The sequence below is a fragment of the Sphaerotilus montanus genome, assembly GCF_013410775.1.
Lineage (GTDB): Bacteria > Pseudomonadota > Gammaproteobacteria > Burkholderiales > Burkholderiaceae_C > Sphaerotilus > Sphaerotilus montanus.
This window is the reverse complement of the sequence record NZ_JACCFH010000001.1, coordinates 2,546,360-2,572,492: the sequence shown is the minus strand read 5'-3', so window position 1 is coordinate 2,572,492 and position 26,133 is coordinate 2,546,360. Positions and strand designations below refer to the sequence as shown.

The 26,133-nt window shown below is 69.2% G+C and carries 24 protein-coding genes; 6 read left to right on the top strand and 18 right to left on the bottom strand.

Features of this window, described 5'->3' with window-relative positions:
* The first annotated feature begins 77 nt into the window (after window positions 1-77).
* The 4 genes from dusB (at window position 78) to ruvC (ending at window position 3,606) form a co-directional block, all read left to right on the top strand.
* Complete coding sequence (dusB, locus tag BDD16_RS11625) at window positions 78-1,112, top strand: tRNA dihydrouridine synthase DusB (protein ID WP_179634101.1); 1,035 nt, start codon at window positions 78-80, stop codon at window positions 1,110-1,112.
* A complete protein-coding gene (locus tag BDD16_RS11620; RefSeq protein WP_179634100.1) occupies window positions 1,109-1,366 on the top strand; it encodes a helix-turn-helix domain-containing protein in 258 nt (85 codons plus the stop codon). Before dusB ends, BDD16_RS11620 begins: the two co-directional genes overlap by 4 nt.
* Window positions 1,367-1,439: 73 nt before the next feature.
* Complete coding sequence (gene purH / locus BDD16_RS11615; protein WP_179634099.1) at window positions 1,440-3,026, top strand: bifunctional phosphoribosylaminoimidazolecarboxamide formyltransferase/IMP cyclohydrolase; 1,587 nt, start codon at window positions 1,440-1,442, stop codon at window positions 3,024-3,026.
* Window positions 3,027-3,051: 25 nt separating this feature from the next.
* Entirely contained in the window at window positions 3,052-3,606 is a 555-nt protein-coding gene (ruvC, locus tag BDD16_RS11610; RefSeq protein WP_179634098.1) for a crossover junction endodeoxyribonuclease RuvC, read from the top strand.
* Window positions 3,607-3,632: 26 nt separating this feature from the next.
* On the opposite strand, the gene BDD16_RS11605 is transcribed toward ruvC, so the two are convergent.
* From BDD16_RS11605 to BDD16_RS11525, 17 genes are all read right to left on the bottom strand, one after another.
* Complete coding sequence (locus BDD16_RS11605) at window positions 3,633-3,815, bottom strand: hypothetical protein (protein WP_218897773.1); 183 nt, start codon at window positions 3,813-3,815, stop codon at window positions 3,633-3,635.
* A 19-nt stretch (window positions 3,816-3,834) separates the two neighbouring features.
* Window positions 3,835-4,770 (bottom strand): UDP-3-O-acyl-N-acetylglucosamine deacetylase, encoded by a 936-nt coding sequence (lpxC, locus tag BDD16_RS11600; RefSeq protein WP_179634096.1) that lies wholly within the window; start codon window positions 4,768-4,770, stop codon window positions 3,835-3,837.
* Window positions 4,771-4,866: 96 nt separating this feature from the next.
* Window positions 4,867-6,075, bottom strand: coding sequence for a cell division protein FtsZ (gene ftsZ, locus BDD16_RS11595; RefSeq protein ID WP_179634095.1), 1,209 nt, complete (start codon window positions 6,073-6,075; stop codon window positions 4,867-4,869).
* A gap of 26 nt (window positions 6,076-6,101) precedes the next feature.
* A complete protein-coding gene (gene ftsA, locus BDD16_RS11590; protein WP_179634094.1) occupies window positions 6,102-7,331 on the bottom strand; it encodes a cell division protein FtsA in 1,230 nt (409 codons plus the stop codon).
* Window positions 7,332-7,353: 22 nt separating this feature from the next.
* Entirely contained in the window at window positions 7,354-8,166 is an 813-nt protein-coding gene (locus tag BDD16_RS11585; protein WP_179634093.1) for a cell division protein FtsQ/DivIB, read from the bottom strand.
* A 9-nt stretch (window positions 8,167-8,175) separates the two neighbouring features.
* Complete coding sequence (locus BDD16_RS11580) at window positions 8,176-9,159, bottom strand: D-alanine--D-alanine ligase (RefSeq protein ID WP_375139071.1); 984 nt, start codon at window positions 9,157-9,159, stop codon at window positions 8,176-8,178.
* Window positions 9,159-10,568, bottom strand: a complete 1,410-nt coding sequence (gene murC, locus BDD16_RS11575) for a UDP-N-acetylmuramate--L-alanine ligase (protein WP_179634092.1) — start codon at window positions 10,566-10,568, stop codon at window positions 9,159-9,161. The genes BDD16_RS11580 and murC overlap by 1 nt, the downstream gene beginning before the upstream one ends.
* Entirely contained in the window at window positions 10,565-11,659 is a 1,095-nt protein-coding gene (gene murG / locus BDD16_RS11570; RefSeq protein WP_179636119.1) for an undecaprenyldiphospho-muramoylpentapeptide beta-N-acetylglucosaminyltransferase, read from the bottom strand. The genes murC and murG overlap by 4 nt, the downstream gene beginning before the upstream one ends.
* A gap of 25 nt (window positions 11,660-11,684) precedes the next feature.
* On the bottom strand, window positions 11,685-12,935 hold the full coding sequence (gene ftsW / locus BDD16_RS11565; RefSeq protein ID WP_179634091.1) for a putative lipid II flippase FtsW: 1,251 nt from the start codon (window positions 12,933-12,935) through the stop codon (window positions 11,685-11,687).
* Window positions 12,932-14,446 carry a UDP-N-acetylmuramoyl-L-alanine--D-glutamate ligase gene (murD, locus tag BDD16_RS11560; protein WP_179634090.1) on the bottom strand — a complete coding sequence of 505 codons (1,515 nt, stop codon included), beginning with the start codon at window positions 14,444-14,446 and terminating at the stop codon, window positions 12,932-12,934. The genes ftsW and murD overlap by 4 nt, the downstream gene beginning before the upstream one ends.
* Window positions 14,447-14,471: 25 nt before the next feature.
* Window positions 14,472-15,653, bottom strand: coding sequence for a phospho-N-acetylmuramoyl-pentapeptide-transferase (mraY, locus tag BDD16_RS11555; RefSeq protein WP_179634089.1), 1,182 nt, complete (start codon window positions 15,651-15,653; stop codon window positions 14,472-14,474).
* Window positions 15,643-17,076, bottom strand: a complete 1,434-nt coding sequence (locus BDD16_RS11550) for a UDP-N-acetylmuramoyl-tripeptide--D-alanyl-D-alanine ligase (protein WP_246332527.1) — start codon at window positions 17,074-17,076, stop codon at window positions 15,643-15,645. The genes mraY and BDD16_RS11550 overlap by 11 nt, the downstream gene beginning before the upstream one ends.
* 10 nt (window positions 17,077-17,086) lie before the next feature.
* Complete coding sequence (locus tag BDD16_RS11545; RefSeq protein ID WP_179634088.1) at window positions 17,087-18,622, bottom strand: UDP-N-acetylmuramoyl-L-alanyl-D-glutamate--2,6-diaminopimelate ligase; 1,536 nt, start codon at window positions 18,620-18,622, stop codon at window positions 17,087-17,089.
* Window positions 18,622-20,421, bottom strand: coding sequence for a peptidoglycan D,D-transpeptidase FtsI family protein (locus tag BDD16_RS11540; RefSeq protein WP_179634087.1), 1,800 nt, complete (start codon window positions 20,419-20,421; stop codon window positions 18,622-18,624). The genes BDD16_RS11545 and BDD16_RS11540 overlap by 1 nt, the downstream gene beginning before the upstream one ends.
* The gene (gene ftsL, locus BDD16_RS11535; RefSeq protein ID WP_179634086.1) at window positions 20,418-20,732 is read right to left on the bottom strand and encodes a cell division protein FtsL; all 315 of its coding nucleotides are present in this window, start codon (window positions 20,730-20,732) and stop codon (window positions 20,418-20,420) included. Before ftsL ends, BDD16_RS11540 begins: the two co-directional genes overlap by 4 nt.
* Window positions 20,729-21,703, bottom strand: a complete 975-nt coding sequence (gene rsmH / locus BDD16_RS11530; protein ID WP_179634085.1) for a 16S rRNA (cytosine(1402)-N(4))-methyltransferase RsmH — start codon at window positions 21,701-21,703, stop codon at window positions 20,729-20,731. The genes ftsL and rsmH overlap by 4 nt, the downstream gene beginning before the upstream one ends.
* Before the next feature lie 10 nt (window positions 21,704-21,713).
* Window positions 21,714-22,154: a division/cell wall cluster transcriptional repressor MraZ gene (locus BDD16_RS11525; RefSeq protein WP_179634084.1), complete on the bottom strand. Its 441-nt coding sequence runs from the start codon at window positions 22,152-22,154 to the stop codon at window positions 21,714-21,716.
* Between the two features lie 411 nt (window positions 22,155-22,565).
* Here BDD16_RS11525 and BDD16_RS11520 point away from each other — a divergent pair, with 411 nt between their 5' ends.
* Window positions 22,566-23,612, top strand: a complete 1,047-nt coding sequence (locus tag BDD16_RS11520; protein ID WP_179634083.1) for a FecR family protein — start codon at window positions 22,566-22,568, stop codon at window positions 23,610-23,612.
* Between the two features lie 16 nt (window positions 23,613-23,628).
* On the opposite strand, the gene BDD16_RS11515 is transcribed toward BDD16_RS11520, so the two are convergent.
* Window positions 23,629-24,924 carry an Hsp70 family protein gene (locus tag BDD16_RS11515; protein WP_179634082.1) on the bottom strand — a complete coding sequence of 432 codons (1,296 nt, stop codon included), beginning with the start codon at window positions 24,922-24,924 and terminating at the stop codon, window positions 23,629-23,631.
* Between the two features lie 171 nt (window positions 24,925-25,095).
* On the opposite strand from BDD16_RS11515, the gene BDD16_RS11510 reads away from it, so the two are divergent.
* Window positions 25,096-26,130, top strand: coding sequence for an extracellular catalytic domain type 2 short-chain-length polyhydroxyalkanoate depolymerase (locus BDD16_RS11510; protein ID WP_179634081.1), 1,035 nt, complete (start codon window positions 25,096-25,098; stop codon window positions 26,128-26,130).
* The last annotated feature ends 3 nt before the right edge of the window (window positions 26,131-26,133 follow it).

Sequence of the window (26,133 nt, the reverse complement as noted above, 5' to 3'; positions counted from 1 at the left end):
CGGTGGGAAAACGCACGCCGCTATACTCCTGCCTCCTTTTTCAGCAGTTCCCCCACCCACCCCCGCCCTCTCCCCCCATGCGCATCGGCCCCCATGCTTTGCCGAATCGCCTGTTCGTCGCGCCCATGGCGGGTGTGACCGACCGGCCCTTCCGCCAGTTGTGCAAGCGACTGGGGGCGGGCTATGCCGTGAGCGAGATGGTCACCTCGCGCGCCGATCTGCGCGACAGCCTGAAGACCTCGCGCCGGCTGAACCACGACGGGGAAGTGGCGCCGATCGCCGTGCAGATCGCCGGCACCGACGCCGAGATGATGGCCGAGGCGACCCGCTACAACATCGACCGCGGCGCCCAGATCATCGACATCAACATGGGCTGCCCGGCCAAGAAGGTCTGCAACAAGTGGGCGGGCTCGGCGCTGATGCAGGACGAGACACTGGCGCTGGACATCGTCGCCGCCGTGGTCGAGGCCGCTGCGCCGCACGGGGTGCCGGTCACGCTGAAGATGCGCACCGGCTGGTGCAACGAACAGAAAAACGCGGTGGCGATCGCCCTCGGCGCCGAAGCGCGCGGCGTGGCCATGGTCACCGTGCATGGCCGCACCCGCGAGCAAGGCTACAAGGGCGAGGCCGAGTACGCGACGATCGCCGCCGTGAAGGCCGCGCTGCGCATCCCCGTCTGCGCGAACGGCGACATCACCAGCCCGCAGAAGGCCCGCGCCGTGCTCGACGCGACCGGCGCCGATGCGCTGATGATCGGCCGCGCCGCGCAGGGGCGGCCGTGGATCTTCCGCGAGATCGCGCACTACCTCGACACCGGCGAGATCGCCGCGCCGCCGCCGACGCTGCAGGTGCGCGACTGGCTGATCGAGCATCTGCACGACCACTACAGCCTCTACGGCGAGCGCGCTGGCGTGCGCACGGCGCGCAAGCACATCGGCTGGGCCGTGCACGGCCTGCCGGGTGGCCAGGACTTCCGCGCCCGCATGAACCTGATCGAACACACGGCGGAACAGGCACAGGCCGTGCACGCCTTCCTGGGCGCGCTGGCCGACGTCCATCCGTCCTGGCCGCAGACCGCCGCCACCGCCGACACAGAAGAACAAGCCGCATGAGCACCAGCACCAGCCCCTCCGAACACAGCCCTATCGACCTGTCGATCCGCGAGATCCTGGCCGTCTATTTCCGCGACCTCGAAGGCACGGAGCCGCACGCGCTCTACGACATGGTCGTGAAGGCGGTGGAGCGCCCGCTGCTGGACGTGGTGATGGAACAAGCCGAAGGCAACCAGAGCCGCGCCGCCGAGTGGCTCGGCATCAACCGCAACACGCTGCGCCGCAAGCTCGTCGAGCACAAGCTGATCGACTGACGCCCGCCGCCCGCCGCCCGCTGACCGCCCTCGCCCCGATTCCCCGCATCCAAACGACCTCCTGAGTCCGCCCATGACCACCGCCCTCCTTTCCGTTTCCGACAAGACCGGCATCGTCGAGTTCGCCCGCTCGCTGCACGCGCACGGCATCAAGCTGCTCTCCACCGGCGGCACCGCCAAGCTGCTGGCCGAATCCGGCCTGCCGGTCACCGAAGTCAGCGAGATCACGGGCTTCCCCGAGATGCTCGACGGCCGCGTGAAGACGCTGCACCCGCGGGTCCACGGCGGTCTGCTGGCGCGCCGCGACGTGCCCGCGCACATGGCCGCGCTGAAGGAACACGGCATCGACACGATCGACCTGCTGATCATCAACCTCTACCCGTTCGCACAAGCCACGGCCAAGGCCGACTGCACGCTGGAAGACGCGATCGAGAACATCGACATCGGCGGCCCGGCGATGCTGCGGGCGGCGGCCAAGAACTGGCAGGACGTGGGCGTCGTGATCGACCCGACCGACTACCCGCAGGTGCTGGCGGAACTCGCCGCCTCGAACGGCCAGAGCCTGACGCGCAGCACCAAGTTCATGCTCGCCAAGAAGGTGTTCTCGCACACCGCCGCCTACGACGGCATGATCAGCAACTACCTGACCGCGCTGGAAACCGGTTCGGAAGAAGCGACCGAAGCCGTCCCCGCCCGCGCCGAGTACCCGAGCGTCTTCAACCTGCAGCTCCACAAGGTGCAGGGCATGCGCTACGGCGAGAACCCGCACCAGTCGGCCGCGTTCTACCGCGAGGCCGCGCCGGCCGCCGGGCTGCTGTCCGGCTGGCAGCAGATCCAGGGCAAGGAGCTGAGCTTCAACAACATTGCCGACGCGGACGCCGCCTGGGAATGTGTGAAGGCGTTTGACGTGCCGGCCTGTGTCATCGTCAAGCACGCGAATCCGTGTGGTGTGGCCGTTGGCGCGACGCCGCTGGAGGCGTACCAGAAGGCGCTGAAGACCGACCCGACCAGCGCGTTCGGCGGGATCATGGCGTTCAACCGCCCGATCGACGCGGACGTGGTCAACGAGATCAACGCCAACAAGCAGTTCGTCGAAGTCGCCATCGCCCCGGCCTTCACCGCCGAAGCGCGCGCCGCCTACGCCAGCAAGACCAATGTGCGCCTGCTGGAAGTGCCGGTCGCCCAGGTCGCGAACGCGCTGGACTTCAAGCGCGTCGGCGGCGGGATGCTGCTGCAGTCGGCCGACACCATCGACATCGTCGGCGGCGAGGTCAAGGTGGTCACCCAGTTGCAGCCGACCGCGCAGCAGATGGACGACCTGCTGTTCGCCTGGAAGGTGGCGCGCTTCGTCAAGAGCAACGCCATCGTGTTCTGCAAGGACGGCATGACCATGGGCGTCGGCGCCGGCCAGATGAGCCGCCTCGACTCGGCGCGCATCGCCAGCATCAAGGCAGGCCACGCCGGTCTGACGCTGCAGGGCACGGCCGTCGCGAGCGACGCGTTCTTCCCGTTCCGTGACGGGCTGGACGTGGTCGTGGATGCGGGTGCCACCTGCGTGATCCAGCCGGGTGGCTCGATGCGCGACAACGAAGTCATCGCCGCCGCCGACGAGCGCGGCATCGCGATGGTGTTCACCGGCACGCGCCACTTCCGCCACTGAGCACGGGCCACGACAGGACGCCCGGATGCGCATCCTCGGGATTGATCCGGGCCTCCAGGTCACCGGCTTCGGCGTCATCGACGTCGACGGCCAGCGCCTGAGCTACGTCGCCAGCGGCACCATCAAGACGGCGGAAGCGCCGCGCGGCGACCTGCCGCAGCGCATCCGCATCATCTTCGAGGGGGTGCGCGAGGTGGTGGCGACCTACCAGCCGGACACGGCGACCGTCGAGATCGTCTTCGTCAACGTCAACCCGCAGAGCACGCTGCTGCTCGGGCAGGCGCGCGGCGCGGCACTGGCGGCGCTGGTGTCGTCCAGCAGCACGCTGAGCGTGTGCGAGTACACCGCGCTGCAGATGAAGAAGGCCATCGTCGGCCATGGCCACGCCACCAAGGACCAGGTCCAGGCCATGGTGCAGCGTCTGCTGCAATTGCCGGTGCTGCCGGGCAAGGACGCCGCCGACGCACTCGGCCTGGCCATCACCCATGCCCACGCGGGCAGCTCCTTCGCGGCACTCGCGCAGAGCGGCACGCTCAACCGCAAGGCGCACGCGCAGTACCGGGGCGGGCGCAGCTACTGAGCTGCGGCGCTCCGTGGCCGCCCCCCCTACAGCACGAGCGCGAGTCGCTCCAGCAGGAGCACGGCGAAGAAGGCCAGACCCGCGATCACCGTCCAGCGGATGATCGCGATCGCGCGGCGGCGCCAGATGGCCTGTCCGGTGGCCAGATACAGCCCGAAGCTGAGCAGCCCCGACACCAGCAGGAAGAACACCAGGACACGGAAGACCATCACCGCCGTGTCTCCCGGCTCACCAGGCGGGGGCGAGTTCGGCCATGCCCTGTGGCGCCAGCTTCTCGTCCTGGAAGGTGACGATCTCCCAGGCGCTTTTGTCGGCCAGCAGCTTGCGCAGCAGCTTGTTGTTGAGCGCGTGGCCACTCTTGAAGGCGGTGTAGTCGGCCAGCAGCGGCTTGCCGCAGACGTGCAGGTCGCCGATCGCGTCGAGGATCTTGTGCTTCACGAACTCGTCGTCGTAGCGCAGCCCCTCGGCATTGAGCACGCGGTAGTCGTCGACGACGATGGCGTTGTCCATGCTGCCGCCCAGGCTCAGGCCGCGCGAACGCATCATCTCGACGTCCTTGGTGAAGCCGAAGGTGCGGGCGCGGGCGATGTCCTGCTTGTAGCGGCCGGTGGCGAAGTCGAAGACGACGCGCTGGCCGGTCGCGTCCACCGCGGGGTGGCCGAACTCGATCTCGAAGCCGAGACGGTAGCCGTGGTGCGGCGCCAGACGGGCCCACTTCAGCGTGCGGCCCTCGCCTTCGCGGATCTCGACCGCCTTCTTCACGCGCAGGAACTTCTTGGGCGCGTTCTGCAGCGCGATGCCGGCGCTCTGCAGCAGGAAGACGAAGCTGGCGGCCGAGCCGTCCAGGATGGGCACCTCGTCGGCCGTGATGTCGATGTAGAGGTTGTCCAGGCCCAGCCCGGCGATGGCCGACAGCAGGTGCTCGATGGTCTGGACCTTGGGCGCGCCCGGGTCACCGCCCGGCGAGATGGTCGTGGCCATGCGGGTGTCGCAGACCGACTCGGGTGTCACCGGGATGTCCACCGGCTGCGGCAGATCGATGCGGCGAAAGACCAGACCCGTGTCCGGCGCAGCGGGTCGCAGCGTCAGTTCGACCTTCTGGCCGCTGTGCAGGCCGACTCCGACGGCACGGGTCAGCGACTGGAGGGTACGTTGTTGCAGCATGGCGGCATTCTAGGCAACAACACGGAACAAGGCCCGGTGTCCGCGAGAACACCGGGCCAGTCAGGCAGGGAGAAGAGCGGGCGCGGAAAAAGGAGGTCAGTCGGCCTGCTTGCGCAGGAAGGCCGGGATCTCGATCTCGTCCATGCCGTTGGCGGCCAGTGCATCCACCTTGGCCGAGGCCTGGGTGCGGTTGGGGCGCCACACGCTCGGGGCACTGCCATGGCTGGGGCTGACGAGCGGATGGGTCAGCACGGGGATGTTGTCGGTGCCGGTGCGCTGGCCCATCGAGGGCTGCACGACCTGCATCGGCGCCACGCGCTGTTGCGGCACCTGCTGCTGTTGCTGCTTGCCGGCAGACGCCAGACCGGTGGCGATCACCGTCACGCGCAGCGCGTCGCCCAGGCTCTCGTCGTAGGCGGTGCCGTAGATGACGTGGGCCTCGTCCGCAGCGTAGCGGCGGATCGTGGTCATCGCATTGCGGCTCTCGGAGAGCTTGAAGTTCTGCTTGCTCGCCGCGATCAGCACCAGCACGCCACGCGCGCCGGACAGGTCGACACCTTCCAGCAGCGGGCAGGCCACAGCCGCTTCGGCGGCCTTGGTGGCGCGGTCCGGACCGCTGGCGGTGGCCGTGCCCATCATGGCCTTGCCGGGCTCGCTCATCACCGTCTTGACGTCCTCGAAGTCGACGTTGACCAGACCGGGGATGTGGATGATGTCGCTGATGCCGCCGACGGCGTTGCGCAGCACGTCGTTGGCTTCGGCAAACGCCTCTTCCTGCGTGACGTCGTCGCCCAGCACTTCGAGCAGCTTCTCGTTGAGCACGACGATCAGCGAGTCGACGTTGGCTTCGAGTTCGTTCAGGCCGACGTCGGCCTGCTTCATGCGGCGCGGGCCTTCGAAGTCGAAGGGCTTGGTCACGACGCCGACGGTCAGGATGCCCATGTCCTTGGCCAGACGGGCGATGACCGGCGCGGCACCGGTGCCGGTGCCGCCGCCCATGCCGGCGGTGATGAACACCATGTGTGCGCCTTCCAGCGACGACTTGATGCGGTCAACGGCCTCTTCCGCGGAAGCTTTTCCAGCTTCGGGACGCGAACCAGCCCCCAGACCAGTGTGTCCGAGTTGCAACAAAGTGTGTGCCTTGGAGCGGTTCAACGCCTGTGCATCGGTGTTGGCGCAGATGAATTCCACCCCCTGCACCCCGCGGTTGATCATGTGATCGACCGCATTGCCACCGCCACCGCCCACGCCGATCACCTTGATCTGCGTGCCCTGGTTGAACTCTTCAATCATCTCGATTCCCATGCCGCTCTCCTTGGATCTGAATTACATCAGAAACTCTTCAAGAACCAATCCCGTGCCTTGCCGAACAAACCCTGCGCCGTACCGCCGGAGGGTGCCGATCTCAATCCCCGCATGCGCGCCAGACGCGCTTCCTCAAGCAGACCCATCGCCGTCGAGGCTCGGGGGCTGGCCACCATGTCATGGAGGGCTCCGCTGTACGTCGGAATCCCCAGGCGCACGGGCTTGAGGAATATGTCCTCTGCCAATTCGATCATTCCCGGCATCACTGCCGAACCGCCGGTCAGCACGATGCCAGAAGACAGCAACTCTTCGTAGCCACTGTCACGAATGACTTGCTGAACCAGCGAAAAAATCTCTTCTACCCGCGGTTCGATCACGCCGGCCAGAGCCTGCCGGCTCAGCACCCGCGGCACCCGGTCCCCCAGACCCGGCACTTCGAGCTGCTCGGACGGATCGGCCAGCAACTGCTTGGCCACGCCGAACTCGATCTTGACGTCCTCGGCATCCTTGGTCGGGGTGCGCAGGGCCATCGCGATGTCACTGGTGATCAAATCCCCCGCAATCGGGATCACTGCAGTATGACGGATTGCACCGTCCGTGAAAATCGCCACATCCGTCGTGCCTGCCCCGATATCCACAAGCACGACACCGAGGTCTTTTTCATCCGGCGTGAGCACCGACAGGCTGGAGGCACTCGGATTGAGGACCAGTTGCTCGACCTCCAGGCCGCAGCGCCGCACGCACTTGACGATATTCTCGGCCGCACTGAAAGCGCCGGTCACGATATGGACACGGACCTCCAGCCGCTCGCCGCTCATGCCCACCGGCTCGCGCACTTCCTGGCCATCAATGACAAATTCCTGCGGTTCGACCAGCAACAGGCGCTGATCATTCGGAATATTGATGGCTTTGGCCGTCTCGACCACCCGGGCCACGTCGATCGTGCCGACTTCCTTGTCGCGGACGATGACCATGCCCGTCGAGTTGCGGCCACGCACGTGGCTGCCGGAGATGCCGGTGTAGACCCGCCCGATCTTGCAGTCGGCCATCATTTCGGCCTCTTTCAGCGCGTGCTGGATCGACTGCACGGTGGCGTCGATGTTCACCACGACCCCGCGCTTGAGCCCGTGCGAGGACGCCACGCCGAGCCCGGCAAGACGCATCTCGCCGTCCGGCAGGATCTCGGCCACCACCGCCATGACCTTGGCGGTGCCGATATCGAGTCCGACGACCAGATCGTTGTATTCCTTGGCCATTCGTGTTCCTTGCATATCGCCTTCAATGGCCCTTGCCTGCACGGGCGGCCACCGGCGTCGTGCCCATGCCGGCCAGCTTCAGGGCATAACTTTCACTGTGCCGCAGGTCGGCATACTCGATCGCCCGATGATCGAAGCGGGCGGTGATCTGTCCGACCGATTGGACAAACCGTTGGGTGCGAGCGACGATCTGGTCGGACTCGCCCCGCCCGAGTTCCAGCACCGTGCCGTGGCCCAGCACCACCCGCCAGGACCCGCGGTCGGTCAGCATGACCCGCTCGACGCGCTGGCGCAGCGGCGCGAGCACCGGCAGCAGCGTCTGCCACATCGTCATCACCTGCAGCGACGTGCCGCGCGGACCCGCCAGGGTGGGCAGGTTGTCGTCCTCGACATCGCCGAGGTTGACTTCGAACAATTCGCCGTGGGTGTTCACCAGCAGGTGGTCGGTGTCCTCGCGGGCCCAGTAGGCCACCGGCCGGTGTTCCTCGATGCGCACGACCAGGTCGTGCGGCCAGATCCGGCGCACCTCGGCGCGCCGCACCCAGGGCACGGACTCGAAGGCAGTGCGGGCCTGGGTCAGGTCCATGGTGAGGTAGCTGCCGGTGAGCAGCGGCGTGACGTGCTGGCGCACGCTCGCGGCGGTGTTGTGGGCGACTTCACCCTCGACATGGATCTCGCGCAGGTTGAACCATGGCGAGCGCGCCAGCCGGGCTCCGAGCACCGCCAGCCCGGCCAGCAGCACCAGCGCCAGCAGCACATTGGCGCCCGAACGCATCAGCCGCACATCGATCGGCACGGTTGCGCTGGCGGCGGGAGCAGCGGATTGGATGCGCATGCTGTCCCGTCAGGCCATCTGCGGCCGCGCGCTGTCGGTGCGGGCCGCGGCCAGCAGCCGCAGGCAGAGCTGCTCGTAGCTGATGCCCGCCGCCCGCGCCGACATCGGCACCAGCGAGTGACCGGTCATGCCGGGCGAGGTATTCATCTCCAGCAGGAAAGGCTGGCGGTCGCTGGCGCGGATCATCAGGTCGGCCCGGCCCCAGCCGCGGCAACCGAGCGAGCGGTAGGCCGCCAGCACGATGCGCTGGATCTCGCGCTCCTCGGCCTCGGGCAGGCCGCTCGGACAGAGGTAGCGCACGTCGTCGGTGAAGTACTTGTTCTGGTAGTCGTAGCCCGCCTCGGGCGGCACGATGCGGATGACGGGCAGCGCACGGGCACTGGCGCCCTCGCCCAGCACCGGGCAGGTGATCTCCTCGCCCTGGATGAACTCCTCGCCGAGCACGTCCGGGTCGAAGCGCAGCGACTCGGCCACCGCCGCGGGCAGGTCCGCCGCCGCCGTCACCTTGGTCACGCCGATCGACGAGCCCTCGCGCGGCGGCTTGATGATCAGCGGCAAACCGAGCTGCGCGGGCATGGCGGCAATCGCCGCCACGTCCTGCTGGTCCGGCGCGAGCCAGACGTGGCGCGGCGTCGGCAGCCCTTCTGCGAGCCAGACCCGCTTGGTCATGACCTTGTCCATCGCGATCGCCGAGGCCATCACGCCGGAGCCGGTGAACGGGAGGCCCATCATCTCCAGCGCGCCCTGGACACAGCCATCCTCGCCGTGGCGGCCGTGCAGCGCGATGAAACAGCGCGCGAAGCCCTGCTCCTTGAGTTCGTGCAGGTCGCGCTCGGCCGGGTCGAAGGCATGGGCGTCGACCCCTTGCGACTGCAGCGCCTGCAGCACGCCCGCGCCGCTCATCAGCGAGACCTCGCGCTCGGCCGAGGTGCCGCCCAGCAGCACGGCCACCTTGCCCAGGCTGCGCGGATCGATGTTCATCGGCTCGGCCATCACGCACGCCCTCCAACCAGTTCCACCACACGCGCCGGCACGCCGCCGATCGTGCCCGCGCCCATCGCGATGACCACGTCGCCGGCCAGCGCCTGCTCGGCGATGGTCTGCGGCAGGTCGGCGATGTCGTCGATGAACAGCGGATCGACCTTGCCCGCCACGCGCAGCGCGCGCACCAGCGCCCGGCCATCGGCCGCGACGATGGGCGATTCGCCGGCCGAGTAGACCTCGGTCAGCAGCACGGCGTCCGCGGTGCCGAGCACCTTGACGAAGTCCTCGAAGCAGTCGCGGGTGCGGGTGTAGCGGTGCGGCTGGAAGGCCAGCACGAGGCGCTGGCCCGGGAAGGCGCCGCGCGCGGCGGCGATCGTCGCGGCCATCTCGACCGGGTGGTGGCCGTAGTCGTCGATCAGCGTGAAGCTGCCACCGTGGCTGGCCGGGTGGTCGCCCCAGCGCTGGAAGCGACGCCCCACACCGCTGAACTTCGCCAGCGCAGCCGCGATGGGCGCATCCGGCAGCTCCAGTTCGGTGGCGATGGCAATCGCCGCCAGCGCGTTGCGCACGTTGTGCTCGCCGGGCAGGTTGAGCGTGATGTGCAGGTCAGCCAGCGCCTCGCCGTTGCGGCGCTGGCAGGTGAAGCGCATCTGGCCGCCGGGCAGCGCCTGCACGTCCACGGCACGCACCTGCGCGTCCTCGCCCAGCCCGTAGGTAATCACCGGGCGGGAGATCATCGGCATGATCGAGCGCACGCCAGGATCGTCGCTGCACAGCACGGCCGCGCCGTAGAACGGCATCTTGTGCAGGAAATCGACGAAGGCCGCCTTCAGCCGGGCGAAGTCGTGGCCGTAGGTGTCCATGTGGTCGGCGTCGATGTTGGTGACGACGGCCAGGATGGGCAGCAGGTTGAGGAAGGACGCGTCCGATTCGTCCGCCTCGACGACGATGTAGTCGCCCGAGCCGAGCGCCGAGTTCGCCCCGGCCGCGTTCAGCTTGCCGCCGATGACGAAGGTCGGATCGACACCGGCCTCGGCCAGCACGCTGGTGACCAGCGAGGTGGTGGTCGTCTTGCCGTGGGTGCCGGCGATGGCGATGCCCTGCTTCAGGCGCATCAGCTCGGCCAGCATCACCGCGCGCGGCACCACCGGGATGCGCTGCGCCCGGGCGGCGATCACTTCGGGGTTGTCGCCCTTCACGGCGGTCGAGGTCACCACCGCCTGCGCGCCGGCGATGTGCGCGGCGTCGTGGCCGACGTGGATGCGGATGCCGAGTTCGGCCAGCCGGCGCGTCACGGCGCCATCCGACTGGTCGGAGCCGGACACCACGTAGCCCAGGTTGTGCAGGATCTCGGCGATGCCGCTCATGCCGGCGCCACCGACGCCGACGAAATGGATGTGCTTGACCGCGTGTTTCATGAAGTCCGGGTGGAGGTCTGGGTGAGTTGTTCGATCTCGTCGGCCACGCGCTGCGCGGCGTGCGGCAGCGCCAGCGCGCGGGCCTGCTCCGCCATCCGCAGCAGGCGGGGCCGGTCGAGGTGGCGCAGCAGGTCGGCCAGCCGCTCGGGCGTCAGCTCGGTCTGCGGCAGGTGGAGGCCGGCGTCGTGCTGCGCCATCCACTGCGCATTGTCGCGCTGGTGGGCCGTCGTGCTCACGACCAGCGGCACCAATACCGAGGGGACCCCCGCCGCGCACAGCTCGCTGACCGTCACCGCGCCCGCGCGGCAGACGATCAGGTCGCAGTCGGCCAGCCGGCGCGCCATGTCGTCGATGAAGGGCACGACCTCGACACCGGCCGAGCCGTGGTCGAGGTCGAGCAGCCCGGCCTGCGCATAGGCGGCGCGCACCTTCTCGTGGTGCGCCAGACCGGTCTGGTGGGTGACGACGGGACGCTCGGCCGCCGACAGCCGCGCCAGCGCCCGCGGCAGCGTCTCGTTGAGCACCTGCGCCCCCAGGCTGCCACCGACGACCAGCACGCGCAGCGGCCCGGTGCGGCCCGCGAAACGCTGTGCCGGTGGCGCGATGGCCTCGATCTCGGCGCGCACCGGGTTGCCGGTCACGATGCCCTGCGGCACCGAACGCGCCGCCTCGCCGTCGAAGCCGAAGGCGACCCGGTCGGCGAACTTCAGCAGCGAGCGGTTCGACAGCAGCAGCCCCGCATCCGCATTGACCAGCACCAGCGGGCGCTTCAGCCAGTGCGCCACCAGCCCGCCGGGGAAACAGACATAGCCGCCCATGCCCAGCACGGCATCGGCCTGTCGGCGCTTCAGGATGCCGCGGCAGGCGACCAGCGCCTTCAGGAGTTGCACGCCGCCGCGCAGCGCGCCGAATGCGCCCTTGCCGCGCAGGCCGGCGAAGTCGATCGTGTCCATCGGCAGGCCGGACGGCGGGACCAACCGGTTCTCCATGCCATGCGACGTGCCCAGCCAGCTCACCTGCCAGCCGCGCGCCTGCAGCTCGCGCGCAACCGCCAGCCCCGGCATGATGTGGCCGCCCGTTCCGGCGGCCATGACCACGAGACGGCGCGGGGTCGGCTCAGCGCTCACGGCTGCCTCCGCCGCGCAGGATCTGGCGGTTTTCCATGTCCACCCGCAGCACCACGGCCAGCGCCACGCAGGTCAGGATGATGGCCGAGCCGCCGTAGCTCAGCAGCGGCAGCGTCAGCCCCTTGGTCGGCAGCACGCCCAGGTTCACGCCCATGTTGATGAAGGACTGCCCGCCAACCCACAGGCCGATGCCCTGCGTGGTCAGTCCGGAGAAGACCCGGTCCAGCGCGATGGCCTGGCGCCCGATGATGAAGATGCGGCGCACCATCCAGAAGAACGCCAGGATCACCGCCAGCACGCCGATCAGGCCCAGTTCCTCGCCGATGATGGCCAGCAGGAAGTCGGTGTGGGCTTCGGGCAGGTAGTGCAGCTTCTCGACCGACTGGCCCAGCCCCTGACCGAACACCTCGCCACGGCCGAAGGCGATCAGCGAATGGGTGAGCTGGTAGGCCTTGCCCATCGCGTTGGCTTCGTCCCACGGATTCCAGAACGCCTTGATGCGCTCCCAGCGGATCGGCGACAGCCAGATGATCGACAGCAATGCACCCAGCAGCGTGGCGATCATGATCGCGAACACCTTGCCGTTCACGCCGCCCAGGAACAGGATGCCGACCGCGATCAGCGCGATGACGATGAAGGCGCCCATGTCGGGCTCGGCCAGCAGCAGCAGCCCGATCACGCCCAGCGCGATCGCCATCGGCAGCACGGCGCGGGTGAAGCTCTCCTTCACGTCCATCTTGCGCACCATGTAGTTGGCGGCGTACATGGCCATGGCGAGCTTGGCGAGTTCGCTGGGCTGGAAGTTCATCACCCCGAGCGGAATCCAGCGCCGCGAGCGGTTCACGACCCGCCCGATGCCCGGGATCAGCACCATGACCAGCAGCAGCAGCGCCGCCACGAACAGCCACGGCGCCATCTTTTCCCAGGTCCGCATGGGGATGGCCAGCGTCGCGCACGCGGCCACGATGGCCAGCGTGATCGACAGGATGTGGCGCATCAGGAAGTAGCTGGACGTGTAGTTGACGTACTTCGGGTTGTCCGGCAGCTGGATCGAGGCCGAATACACCATCACCAGCCCGAGCGAGAGCAAACCCGCGATGACCCAGGCCAGCGTCTCGTCGAAGCCGACCCAGCGCGTGGGCGTGCCGGAGGAGATCGCGGTCCAGTTGCGCACCGGCACGTCGGCGCGCGTGCGGCGGCTCCACCAGTCGCCGAGCCGGCCCCGTGCGTTCGCGCTCATGCGCCCAGCTCCCCGTGTTCGCTGGCCAGCGCGTGCACGGTGTCGATGAAGACCTCGGCGCGGTGGGCGTAGTTGCGGAACATGTCGAGGCTGGCGCACGCGGGGCTGAGCAGCACGGCGTCGCCGGCGCGGGCCTGGGTGTAGCACCAGCGGGTGGCGTCTTCGAGCGTGGAGAAGGTCTGCATCGGCACGGCCACATCCTGCAGCACGCGGCCGATCGCGGCGGCGTCGCGGCCGATCAGCGCGACCGCACGGGCGTGGCGCTCGACCGGGACGGCCAGCGGCGTGAAGTCCTGGCCCTTGCCGTCGCCGCCCAGGAGGACAACCAGCTTCGCGGGCGCGCGGTCGGCGCCGAGGCCGGTCAGCGCCGCCACGGTGGCGCCGACGTTGGTGCCCTTGCTGTCGTCGTAGGCATCGATGCCGTCGATCGTCGCGACGAACTCGACACGGTGCGGCTCGCCGCGGTATTCGCGCAGGCCGTGCAGCATCGGCGCCAGCGGCACGCCCGCCGCGGTGGCCAGTGCCAGCGCGGCCAGCGCGTTGGCGGCGTTGTGGCGGCCCCGGATGCGCAGCGCGTCGGCCGGCATCAGCCGCTGCAGCGTGGTCTCGACCGGCGGCGCCACCGCGCCCCGGCGCACCTTGACCGGCGTGTCATCCGCCGCCTGCGCGCGCACCAGCCACGCCATGCCGCTCTCCACCACCAGCCCCCAGTCGCCCACGCGGCGCGGAACGTCCAGCCCGAAACGCACCACGTTCGCCGCAGGCTCCTTCGGTGCCATCGCTTCGACCAGCGCGTCGTCGGCGTTGATCACCCGCACGGTGTCCGGCCCGAAGATGCGCGCCTTGGCCTCGGCGTAGGCGGCCATCGAGCCGTGCCAGTCGAGGTGGTCCTGCGTCACGTTGAGCACGGTGGCGGCGGTCGGGTTGAAACCAGTGACGCCGTCGAGCTGGAAGCTGGAGAGTTCGAGCACCCAGACCTCGGGCAGCGCGTCGGCACCGGCCTCCAGCGCCGCGGTCAGCGTGTCCATCAGCGTCGGGCCGATGTTGCCGGCCATCGCCACGCGCAGCCCGGCGCGCTCGGCGAGCTGCGCGGTCAGCGAGGTGGTGGTGGTCTTGCCGTTGGTGCCAGTGATGGCGATGACCTTGGGCGCGTAGCCTTGCGCGGCCTGCAGGTCCTTCAGCGCCAGCGCGAACAGCGACAGCTCGCCCTGCACCGCCGTGCCGCGTGCGCGCGCCGCGTCCAGCAGCGGCGCGATCGCCGGATCCAGCGGCGACAGACCCGGGCTCTTGAGCACCAGCGCCACGCCGTCCAGCAGCGACAGCGCGAGCGGCCCGCCGTGGAACTCGGCCTCCGGCACTTCGCTGGCCAGCGCCGCCTGCTTCGGCGGCGCCTCACGCGTGTCGGCGACCACGATGCGCGCCGCGCCACAGCGCTGCGCCCAGCGCGCCATCGCGAGTCCCGAGTCACCCAGACCCAGGACCAGCAGCGACAAGTCCTTCAGTGCATTCATCTTCGTTTCCGTGCGCCGGAACAGCTCAGCGCAGCTTCAGGGTGGACAGGCCCACGAGGCACAGCAGCATCGTGATGATCCAGAAGCGGATCACCACCTGCGTCTCGATCCAGCCCTTCTTCTCGAAATGGTGGTGCAGCGGCGCCATCAGCAGGATGCGCCTGCCGGTGCCGGTGCGCTTCTTGGTGTACTTGAACCAGCTGACCTGGACCATGACCGAGAGCGCCTCGACCACGAAGATGCCGCCCATGATGCCCAGCACGATCTCCTGGCGCACGATCACCGCGATGGTGCCCAGCGCGCCGCCCAGCGCCAGCGCGCCGACATCGCCCATGAAGACCTGCGCCGGGTGGGCGTTGAACCAGAGGAAGGCCAGCCCGGCCCCGGCCAGTGCCGCGCAGAAGATCGACAGCTCGCCCGCGCCGGGGATGTGCGGCAGGAACAGGTACTTCGAGAAGACCGAGCTGCCGGTCGCATAGGCGAACAGGCCGAGCGCCGAGCCGACCAGCACCACCGGCATGATCGCCAGCCCGTCCAGCCCGTCGGTCAGGTTGACCGCGTTGCTCGTGCCGACGATGACGAAGTAGGTCAGGAAGATGAAGCCGAACACACCCAGCGGGTAGCTCACCGTCTTGAAGAACGGCACGATCAGGTCGGCCTTGGGCGGCAGGTCGTTCGAGAAGCCCGACAGCACCCAGCGCATGAACAGCTCCAGCACGCGCAGGTTGGAGGTCTCCGACACGCTGAACGCGAGGTAGAGCGCCGCGACCAGCCCGATCAGCGATTGCCACAGGTACTTCTCGCCGGACGCCATGCCCTCGGGGTTCTTCTGCACCACCTTGCGCCAGTCGTCGACCCAGCCGATGGCGCCGAAGCCCATCGTCACGATCATCACGATCCAGACGAAGCGGTTGCTCCAGTCGAACCAGAGCAGCGTCGAGATGGCGATCGCCAGCAGGATCAGCACGCCGCCCATGGTCGGCGTGCCGCGCTTGACGATGTGGGCCTGCACGCCGTATTCGCGGATCGGCTGGCCGATCTTCAGCTCGGTGAGTCGGCGGATCACCCACGGCCCGAAGGCCAGCCCGATCAGCAGCGACGTCATCGCCGCCATCACGGCCCGGAAGGTGATGTACTGGAAGACCCGCAGGAAGCCGAGGCTCTCGGGATAAAGGCCCTGCAACCACTGTGCGAGGCTAATGAGCATGTTGTTCTCCTGGGCTGGTCCGCCCGCCCTTGAGCTCGGCGACCACCTGTTCCATCTTCATGAAGCGCGAACCCTTGACCAGCACCGACTGCGCCTCGGGCAGCGCAGCGCCCTCGGTCCGCATCGCCGCCACGAGGGCGGCTGCGTCGGCATGGTGCTGCACCACGGTCGGCGGCACGATGGCCTGCGCGGCGTGGGCCGCGAGTATGCCTGCGGTCCAGACGCAATCGATGCCTTTTTCCGAGGCGTAGCGGCCGACTTCAGAATGGAACTCCGGCCCCTGGTCGCCGACCTCGCCCATGTCGCCCAGCACCAGCCAGCGCGGCCCGGGCAGCGCGGCCAGCACGTCGATGGCGGCCCGCACCGAGTCGGGATTGGCGTTGTAGCTGTCGTCAACCAGGGTGATCGTGCGGCCGCGCCAGTCGAGGCGCTGCACCTGCGAGCGGCCCTTGACCGGCTCGAAGGCCGCCAGCCCGTCGCGCACCGCCTCGGCCGGCACACCCGCCGCCAGGGCGCACCCCGCCGCCGCCAGCGCATTGCGCACGTTGTGCTGACCCGCCACGGCCAGCGCCAGTACCAGCGCGCCCGCCGGTGTCTGCAGACGGGCATCCCAGTGGTCACCCTGCCAGTCGGCCTGCGCGGTGAGCGTCGCCCCCGTGCCGGCGTCGAGCGCGAAGGTGGACACCGGCCGTGCGCCCGCCAGGGTGCGCCACAGCGGCGTGTAGTCGTCGTCGGCCGGGAACACGGCCACGCCGTCGGCCGGCAGCGACGCGATCACCGCGCCGTTCTCGCGCGCCACCGCTTCCACGGTCTTCATGAATTCGAGATGCTCGCGCTGCGCGTTGTTCACCAGCGCGACCGTCGGCTGCGCGATGCGCGCCAGTTCGGCGATCTCGCCGGGGTGGTTCATGCCCAGCTCGATCACCGCGATGCGGTGGTGGCGGCGCAGGCCCAGCACCGTCAGCGGCACGCCGATGTGGTTGTTCAGGTTGCCGGCGGTGGCGTGGGCGGCGTCGCCATGGGCAGTGCGCAGGATGGACGCGACCATCTGCGTCACGGTGGTCTTGCCGTTGCTGCCGGTCACCGCGATCAGCGGCAGTGTCAGGCTGGTGCGCCAGCCCTCGGCCAGCGCCTGCAGCGCGCGCAGCGTGTCGGGCACTTCCAGTCCGGCCAGTCCGGCCTCGGCCAGTCCACGCTCGGCGATGGCGGCCACGGCACCGGCGGCCCCCGCCTGCGGCAGGAAGCTGTGGGCGTCGAAGCGCTCGCCGCGCAGCGCGACGAACAGGTCGCCCGCGCGCAGGCTGCGGGTGTCGGTGTGAACGCGCTGCAGCGCCGTGGCCGGATCGCCGACCAGCCGCGTGCCGGGCAGACGTGCCGCCACCAGGGCGTGGGCCTCGCCCAGGGTCATGAATTCGTGGAACATCATCAGGGGGTCAGGAGCGGTGGGACACACGGCGTTGTAGCGCAGTGGCCGCCTCGCCCAGATCTGAAAAAAAGCGCTTCGCGCCTGCCGTCTCCTGATAATCCTCGTGGCCCTTGCCGGCGATGAGCACGACATCGGCCGGTCCGGCCTCGGCGAGCGCGCGTGCGATGGCGGTCGCGCGGTCCTCCAGGACACGCAGATGGGGCGAGGGCACGCAACCAGCAGCAATCTGCGCCAGGATGGTGGCGGGCACCTCGTGGCGCGGGTTGTCGCTGGTGATCACCACCTCGTCGGCCAGTGTCTGCGCGATGCGGCCCATCACCGGGCGCTTGCCGGCGTCGCGGTTGCCACCGCAGCCGAACACGCACCACAGCCGCCCGCCCCGCGCCACCGCGAACGGCCGCAGCGCCTGCAAGGCCTTGTCGAGCGCGTCGGGCGTGTGGGCGTAATCGACGACCACCTGCGGCAGCGGGCCCGCGCTGGCGGGCACCTCGACACGCTGCATGCGCCCCGGCACCGGCGTGAAGTCGGCCGCCAGCGGCGCGATCCCGGCCAGCGACAGACCCAGCGCCCGCAGCCCGCCGAACACGGCGAGCACGTTGGCGACGTTGTAGTCGCCGATCAGCCCGGTGCGCACCGGCACCGCCTCGCCGCCTTCCTGCACGGTGAAACACAGCCCGTCGGCCTCGTAGTGCAGGTCCAGCGCCTGCAACCGTGCCGGGGTGGCGCGCGGCTGCAGGGCATAGGTCCAGACGTCCAGGTCACCGCGTGCCGCGAGTTCTTCCGCCAGCAGGGCGCCCTGCGGGTCGTCGAGATTGACCACGGCGGCGCGCAGACCCGGCCAGTCGAACAGCGCCCGCTTGGCCTGCCAGTAGGCGGCCATGCTGCCGTGGTAGTCGAGGTGGTCGGGCGTGAAGTTGGTGTAGAGCGCCACCTGGATGCGCACCGCGTCCAGCCGGTGCTCGGCCACGCCGATCGACGAGGCCTCCATCACGCAGGCCGAGAAGCCGCGGTCGACGAAGTCGCGCAGGCCGCGGTGCAAGGTGACCGGGTCGGGCGTGGTCAGGCCGGTGGCCACGACGCGGGCCTCGGGCGCCACGCGGCTCGGCGGCTCGCCCACGCCCAGCGTGCCGACCACGCCGCAGCGCCGGCCGGACAGGCTCAGCGCCTGCGCAGTCCACCAGGCGGTGGAGGTCTTGCCGTTGGTGCCGGTGGTGGCGATGACGGACAGCGCCGCGCTCGGCTGGCCGTGCCAGGCGTCCGCCAGTGCAGCCGTCTGCGGCTTCAGCCCGGGAACGGCCGCGATGCGCGCATCGTCGAAACCGAAGGCCTCGACCCCGTCGGCCTCGACCAGACAGGCCACCGCCCCCGCCGCGAGCGCCGCCGCCACATGGACCCGACCATCCTGTGCGTAGCCAGGCCACGCGATGAAGAGGTCGCCGGCCCGCACCTGGCGGCTGTCGGTGCGCAGCGCGGCGCCCGGGGCCAGCCCGCGCAGCCAGTCCAGCACCGCCGGCAGGTCCGGCAACTGTGCAGTGCGGCCCATCAGAACGACTCCTCTTCGGCCTTGGCCGCCTGGGCACGGGCAATGATCTGCGGCTTGATCTCCAGATCCGGCGGCACCCCCATCACGCGCAGTGTCTGCTGCACCACCTGGCTGAACACCGGCGCGGCCACATCGCCGCCGAAGTAGGTGCCGTTGCTCGGCTCATCCACCATGACGGCGACGATGATGCGCGGCGTGTGGACCGGCGCCATGCCGACGAACCAGGCGCGGTACTTGTTGCTGGCGTAGCTGGCACCGTCCTGCTTGTGGGCCGTGCCCGTCTTGCCGCCGACCGAATAGCCGACGGCCTGTGCCTTGGGCGCCGTGCCGCCCTCGCCAGCGGCCATGTTCAGCATGGTGCGCACTTCACGCACGACCTCGGGCCGGAACACCGATTCACCCGGCACCGGTCCGTTCTGCTTGAGCAGCGACACCGGAACCAGATCCCCATCCCGGGCAAACACGCTGTAGGCACGTGCCAGCTGGAACAGCGACGTGGACAGGCCGTAGCCGTAGCTCATCGTCGCCTGCTCGATCGGGCGCCAGCTCTTGTAGGGACGCAGCCGCCCGGTGGCCAGGCCAGGGAAGGCCAGCGGCGGCTTCTGTCCGAAGCCGACGGCGTGGAAGACCTCCCACATCTCGCGCGGCTGCATCTGCATGGCCATCCTGACCGTGCCGACATTGCTCGACTTCTGCAGCACCTGCTGCACCGTGAGCGCACCGTGCGGGTGCGAGTCGCGGATGGTCGAGCCGGTGATGGTGATGCTGCCCGGCGCGGTCTGGATGATGGTGGTCGGCTTGACACGGCCCGTCTGCATCGCCAGCGCGGTGATGAAGGGTTTCATGGTCGAGCCGGGCTCGAAGGTGTCGGTCAGCGCCCGGTTGCGCAGATTGGCGCCGGTGCGGGTCTGGCGGTCTCCGGGGATGTAGCTCGGGTAGTTCGCCAGTGCCAGCACTTCACCGGTCTGCACGTCCAGCACCACGGCGCTGCCGGCCTTGGCCTTGTGCAGCATCACCGCATCGCGCAGGCGCTGGTAGGCGACGAACTGGATCTTGGTGTCGATCGACAGCGCGATGTCGTGCCCGTCTGCCGGCTCGATCCGGTCGCCGATGTCCTCGATCACGTTGCCCAGCCGGTCGCGCACGACGCTGCGGCTGCCGTTGCGGCCGTCCAGATCCTTCTGGAAGGCCAGTTCGATCCCCTCCTGGCCGGTCTGCTCGATGTTGGTGAAGCCCACCAGGTGCGCCACCGCCTCGCCCTCCGGGTACTCGCGGCGGTACTCGCGCTGCTGGTGCACGCCCTTGAGCGCCAGTGCCTTGATCTGCGCGGCCACACCGTCATCCACCAGGCGGCGGAGCCAGACGAAGTTCTGGTTTTCCTTGAGCCGGCTGCCCAGCTCGCCCGGCGCCATGCCCAGCAGCCTGGACAGCGCCTGCTGCTGGGCGGGCGTTGCCTGGAAATCCTTGGGAATGACCCAGATCGACTGCGCCGGCACGCTGGCGGCCAGCACCTGCCCCGTGCGGTCGGTGATGCGGCCGCGGCTGGCCTGCAGTTCGAAGGTGCGCTGGTAGCGGCTCTCGCCCTGCTGCTGGAAGAAGTCCTGGTTGACCACCTGGATGTAGACCGCGCGCCCGATCAGCAGGCAGAAGGTCAGCCCCACGCCCACCACGAGCAAGCGCGAGCGCCAGATCGGTGTCTTGGCGGCCAGCAGCGGGCTGGAGGCGTACCTGGCGCCCTGGGGCGCGGACTTGCGCGCGGCCAGTCGTTCGCGCAGCGCGTCCTTTCCGGGGAGCTTCATGGACGGCCTTTCGAAGCAGCAGCGGACGGCGCGGCGGCAGACACCGCACCATCCGCCGTGAGGTACTGGGTCACGGCGGGCGAGGCGGCCGTCATCTGCAGGCGCTCGCGGGCCATCTGCTCGACGCGCAGATGCGTCGCCTGGGTGCGCAGCAGCACGCGCAGCTTCTCGGCATCCTGTTCGAGCCGCTGCGACTGGTTGCGCTCACGCTCCAGGGTGATGAACTGGCGCCGGGTCTCGTAGGACACCTGGACCAGATAGAGCGCGCTGGCGATGACCGCCAGCAGCAGCAGGATGTTCAGACGGGTCATGGGCGCGTCCACACCGGCGGCAGCGCGACGTCGGTTCGCTCGGCCACCCGCAGCACCGCCGAGCGCGAGCGGCCATTGCCGCTGACTTCCTCGTCGGACGGCTTGATGCGGGCCAGCGCGTTGAACAGCGCCGGCTTGGGTTCGGCAAACGGCGCGCGCCGGTCGAACTCCTCGCGCGAGTGGCGGTTGATGAAGGTCTTGACGATGCGGTCTTCGAGCGAATGGAAGCTGATCACCGCCAGCCGCCCGCCCGGCTTGAGCGCGGCCAGCGAGGCCTCCAGCGCCTGCTCCAGTTCGTCCAGCTCGCCGTTGACGAGGATGCGCAGCGCCTGGAAGGTGCGCGTGGCCGGATCCTGGCCACGCTCGCGGGTGCGCACCACGCTGGCGAGCAGCTCGGCCAGTTCGCTGGTGCGCTGCAGGACGTGGCCCGCCTCGCGCCGCGCCACCACGGCACGTGCGATGGCCGGGGCGAAGCGCTCCTCGCCGTAGTCGCGCACGACCTCGGCGATGCGCTCCTTGGGTGCGGTGGCGAGAAACTCGGCGGCACTCTGGCCGCGGGTCGGGTCCATCCGCATGTCGAGCGGGCCATCGTGGCGGAAGCTGAAGCCGCGCGCAGGGTCATCGATCTGCGGCGAGGAGACACCGATGTCGAGCAGCAGGCCGTCCAGCTGCGCCACGCCGTGGCGGGCCATCACGGCCGGATAGTCGGCGAACCGGTTGTGGTCGATCGAGAAGCGCGGGTCGGCGATGCCGGACTCGCCCTGCGTCGCGTGGGCCACGGCCTCCGGGTCGCGGTCGATCGCCAGCAGGCGGCCCTCGGGCGACAGCCGCGACAGGATCAGGCGCGAATGGCCGCCACGACCGAACGTGCCGTCCACGTAGGTGCCGTCCGGTCGGTGTACCAGCGCGTCCACTGCTTCATGAAGCAGCACGGTGCGGTGCTGTCGGGGTACTGCGTCGTCTTGGACCATGGAGGGGGAATCAGAAACTGAAGTCCTGCAGCAGCGCTGGCACGGGCTGCTGCAGAAGGGCGGCCTCGGCCGCCGAATGACGTTGCACATCCCAGAGTTCGAGGTGCTGGCCCATGCCGATGAGCAGCACCTCGCGACCGAGCGCGGCGGCGGCGCGCAACTCCGGGGAAATCAGCACGCGGGAAGCACTGTCCAGATCGACATCCATGGCGCTGCCGAGCAGAAGGCGCTTCCAGCCACTGGCCGACAGCGGCAGCGACTCGAGGCGGGCGCGGAACGCATCCCAGACCGTTCGAGGAAACACCATCAGGCATCCATCGGGATGCCGCGTGAGCGTCAGGCGGTCTTCCGGGATCGCACGCAGCACGTCTCGCTGGCGCGCGGGAACGCTCAGGCGCCCCTTGGCGTCCAGCGCGAGCGCTGAAGTCCCCTGGAAATGAAAACCGGCCACGAATACCCACAAATCAACACGATCTCCCACTGTAGCGGAGAAATTGCGGGGGGGTCAAGAAAGCCATAGGGGAATAGCCAATGAAATCAAGTACTTAGATAGCCCCTGCATCCACTTTCACAGGAATTGGAAAAAAGCCATACAAATGAAGCACTTAGGCTTTGCCACTCTGCGGCGCGCCAAGATCACCGGCTGAGCCAGCCCGCCCCGATTCGTGAACTTTGACAAACCTTCGGGCCGCAGCGGCCATAACAGGCCCGCACGGCCGCCGGAAAAGGTGGCAACGGACGTCCGTTTTTCTCGATTCAAGCACGGCGGGGTTATCGGACTGCGCCGGCAGCACCCGCCCACGTCGTCCATGACCGGGGTTGATCCGTTGCAGATCCATTCGCACTGTCCACGGAGTCCGCCATGTTTCTGCGTCTGCACCGCTCGACCCCTCGGGGGCCGGTATCACTGCTGATCGCGGCCCTGATGGTCTCGACGCCGCTGCTGGGCGTCAGCACGCCGGTACAGGCCGAAAGCCCCGCATGGCACCAGGACAACGGCCACCGGGCCGGCACCATCACCCGGCTGGAAGGCCGCCTGCGGCTGCAACGCGCGGACGGCGATCTGATCGAGATCGGCGAGAGTACCCGGCTGCGGCTGGTCGGCATCCGCGAAGGCGATCGGCTGCAGACCGGCTGGAACAGCCGTCTGGTGATCGGGTTCGGCCCGAACCGGCTGAAACTCGACGAGAAGAGCGAACTGGTGCTGCGCCGCCTGGATCCGGAGGCGGTCGAGCTGGACCTGGACCGGGGCGGCCTGGTGCTGGACCTGCGCCAGCCCGAAACCGCCTGGCGCTGGCAGGTGGACACGCCCGTCGGCCGGCACCAGCCGCACGGCGCAGGCCTGTTCCGCATCGATGCCCCGGACCGGCGCAACCTGCCCGACGCGGGCAGCGCCACCGCCTGGCGCAGTGCACTGCGCATCGAGAACGACGAAGGCACGCTGCTGCTGCCGCCCGGGCGCCGGGCCGAGCGCGACCGGAACGGCCAGTGGCAGATCAGCTTCCCGCAGGCCGATGCCTTTGCAGCCTGGGCCATGACACCGTCCGGCAACGACCGTCCGCCACCGGAGGACGACTGGGCCGACCGGCGCCCCCGGCACTGGCAAGCCGCCCCGTCGTGGGACACGCCGCCGCCGCTCTCCCCACCACCCCGCGTGATCGTGGTGCCGGCACCGATCCTGGTCGAACCGCCACCGCGCCAGTGGCGGACACCTGCGCCACCGATGGCGCCAGAGCCACGGGAGCAGCGCCAGCCGCGCTGGGGCAATGCGACACCGGCACCGCTGCCGGCACCACCGCGCGACATGGCCCCGCCACCGCCACGGCCGGACCGGCGCGCGCATGAAGCCGCGCCGTCCATGCCGGCCCCGCAGGCTTCCGCGCCAGCCCGCTCCCAGCGCGCGCTCTGACCGCGTATCGAGTCGCTCAGCGCCCGAAACGGCGCCGGGCATCCAGACCGAGCCCGCTGGCCACGCTGGCGAGCCGCTCGCCCTGCAAGGCCTTCGCCCGGGGGAACGCGGCGGCCAGCCGGTCGGTGAGCTGGTGCAGGCCGGTCGAGCCGCCGGTGAAGTACAGCGCATCGATCTGATCGGTCTGCAGACCGGCCAGACGCACCGTGTCGAGGGCGGCCGCGGCAATGCGGCCGATGTCGTCGTCCAGGGCCCGCTGCGCCTGCGCGGGCGACATCGTCACGGACAGCCCGCGCTCCACCAGCCGCAGGTCGATGCAGGCTTCATCGCCGGCGGCCGACGCGATCTTGGCCATCTCGGCGCGGCCGAGCAGGTCGTGGCCCAGGTGGTCGTTCACCACCCTCATCAGCCGGGTGTGGTGGCGCAGATCGCCGTAGTTGATCTTCATCGCGCGCAACTCCTGCACGCGCTGCGGCCGGTAGACGCTGTTGATGAGGTGCCAGGTCGCCAGGTCGTGGTAGACGCGGCTGGGCACCTCGCGCGCCGGCTGTCCGCCGATCGACGGCCCCATGGCACCAAAACCGAATTCGCTGAGGATGCTGCACAGCTCGATGCGCCGGTCGAAATCGGTGCCAGCAATGTGGATGCCGTGGTGGCCGAGCACGTCGCCATGCCGGTCCACGCGGTCCCGGCGACCCGGTCCGACCTGCACGATCGAGAAGTCGGAGGTGCCACCGCCGATGTCGGCAACCAGCACCAGCTGGTCGGTATCGATGCGCGACTCGTAGTCGAACGCCGCCGCCAGCGGCTCGAACTGGAACCGGACCTCCTCGAAGCCGGCGGCCCGCGCCGCCTCCTCCAGCGAGGCCTGCGCCTGTGCATCGCGCACCGGGTCGTCGTCGACGAAGAACACCGGGCGGCCCATCACCACGGCGGTCAGCGCATGGCCGGCGTGGGCCTCGGCGCAGCGCTTGAGGTGGCGCAGATAGCTGGCGATCACCTCGGCGAAGCTGACGGAACGGCCACCACCGACATCGGTGTGCTGGGCCATCAGCGCCGAGCCCAGCACGCTCTTCATCGAGCGCATCAGGCGCCCTTCGGTGCCCTCGACATAGGCCGCCACTGCGGCACGGCCGACCAGCCGCGGCAGATTCTGCAGGTCCGGCCCCTCGCCAAGGTAGAACGTGGCGGTCGGCATGGTGGTGGCGCCCTCCTCCAGCGGCACCAGCACCATCTCGCCGTTGCGGGGCACGGCGACCGCCGAATTCGAGGTGCCGAAATCAATCGCGCAGAACTGGGGGATGGCTGACATGGGCGGACGCGAGGCGAAGATCGAGGGGGCGCGCATCATACGGTCCGCCCGCAGGATGGCTGCCGGATGTGGCTCGGGCGCGACGTCTTCATGTTGCAGCGCAGCATGACAGGTTACGCTAGACGGACGCCGATTTCCGGTTTTTCGCATTCTCCACGTCAGGAGTTCCCCATGCAGAGCCACCGTTTCTTCGTCCCCGCCCTCCTGCTGGCCGCCGCGCTGTCCGGCACGACCGCCCGCGCCTCCGGGACAGCCCCCCAGCCACTGCCCCGGTTCCAGATCGACCGCACCGAGCTCTCGGTCTCGGGTCTGTCATCGGGTGCGTTCATGGCCGCGCAGTTGCAGGTGGCCTACTCCGCCACCTTCAAGGGCGCCGGCATCATCGCCGGTGGTCCGTACTACTGCGCCGCAGGCAACATGGCCTACACCGGCATCTGCATGGGCCAGATGATGCTGGTCTACCCCAACGCCACCCTGATGGCGAACGCAGCCCGGCAATTCGAGGCCACCGGCCAGATCGACAAGCTGGGCAACCTGAAGAAGCGCCGTGTCTATGTATTCAGCGGCACGCGCGACACGGTGGTCAAGCAGCCGGCCGTCAATGCCACGGTGTCGTTCTTCCAGCAGGTCGGCGTTCCCGCCAGCCAGCTGGTCTACGTCAACAAGGTGCCCGCCGGACATGCGGTGATCACGCCGACCTTCGGCAACGCCTGCGACGCCAACGCCACGCCCTACATCAGCCACTGCGAGATCAACGGCCAGGGCTACGACCAGTCCGGCGCCTTGCTGGCGCACATCCACGGCAAGCTGGAGCCCAAGGCCAGCAGCCTGGCCGGCCGCATGGTGACGTTCAACCAGCGCGCCTATGCACCGGCTGGAACCGGCATGGCGGAGGAGGCGTTCCTGTACGTGCCGCCTTCGTGCGATGCCGGCCAGACCTGCAAGGTCCACGTCGCGATCCACGGCTGCGCGCAGTCGGCGGAGAAGGTCGGCAAGAACTTCATCGCCGACACCGGCTACAACGAATGGGCCGAGAACAACCGCATGCTGGTGCTCTATCCGCAGGTCAACGCCTCGACGGTGCCGTTCAATCCGCAGGGCTGCTGGGACTGGTTCGGCTACACGGGGCCGACCTATGCGTGGAAGGCGGGACCGCAGATGTCGGCCATCAAGGCGATGGTCGACGCGCTGGGCAAGGCCCGCTGACGG